Here is a 1048-nt window from a genome sequence, read left to right as displayed (position 1 = left end):
AAAACAAGCCTTGATTAGACGGTCAACTGAATAAGCTAAATTTCAAAGCTTAAGGGGGGGAATGGGAGAGAGGCCTTAGCAAAGTCCCAAACATCTAACTCCCCTCCTTTATCGTAGCAAGCCAAACGGCGCTCATCTACATAAATACCCATTAAATTACCTTCTATATCTACTTTTGTTAGCCTATTAGGGCAAAAAGCTCCCACTGTTTTAGGCTTATCTGTGATATTTAAGCACTCAATTAAATTGTAAGGATTAGTGGCTACCCAGCAATGTTCTTGATCGCAGTCGAAGCTAAGAAATTGGACAGGAGAAAGATCAAAAGAGTGCGATGCAATCCTTTTTCCAGTAGTGGGTTCATAAAAAACAACATACCCCTTGTCAAAACCCACAGCGAGTTTTTCGCCATTATAGGCTGAAGCAGTAATACATTTAGATTTGGAGTTGAGATGAAATTTGGATTCTCTTTCAAGAGAATCCTCAAAGATTTTTTTTCCGCTAGCAGCATCCCAAACTGTACAGAGGCGTTTTTTCGCATCCTTCCCCAAAATAATGATGCGCTTTTCATCAAATTGCACTAGCTCTTTGCAAAGAGGATCTAAAAAGAGCCCGTCCAAAAGAATCGGTTCCAGATTTTGGGAGGAATTCTCTTTTCGAATAGCTTTGATAAAATAAAGCGTGCCATCTTCACATTGAATCAAAATTTGGTTATCGCGGCAATCGAGCGAGCGGATGGGAGAGTGGAAAAGGGGAGATTCGTAACATTTTAAGCCATTTTCTATATTAAAAATGGCAAATTGCTTGCGCTGAGGCAACACTAAAATAAGCAACTCTTGGTCAACATGGGCTTCCTCAAAATTTTCCACCCTGCTTAAGGGTTGCGAAGGAAAAGGTTCTTTGAGTGGCCAGCGGTAAAGAAAACCTTCTTGCGTCACTTGGATCATATGCCCTTCTAGATAGTGGATCAAACGAGAGTTTTCGTCTTTTAGGTTATCAAAAACTAATTGACAGCCTTTTTCCTCAAGAGAATAAACTTGAGCAGTCCCAG

At 40.4% G+C, this 1048-nt stretch carries 1 protein-coding gene; it reads right to left on the bottom strand.

Features of this window, described 5'->3' with window-relative positions; genetic code table 11:
- Nucleotides 1-35: 35 nt before the first annotated feature.
- A partial coding sequence (locus TY19_RS02430; RefSeq protein ID WP_042279820.1) for a hypothetical protein occupies nucleotides 36-1048 on the bottom strand: 1013 nt, incomplete at its 5' end.

The organism is Candidatus Protochlamydia sp. R18, assembly GCF_000648255.1.
Classification (GTDB): Bacteria; Chlamydiota; Chlamydiia; order Chlamydiales; family Parachlamydiaceae; genus Protochlamydia; species Protochlamydia amoebophila.
Note: the sequence above shows the minus strand (reverse complement) of the source record. Positions and strands in the feature narration are given on the sequence as shown.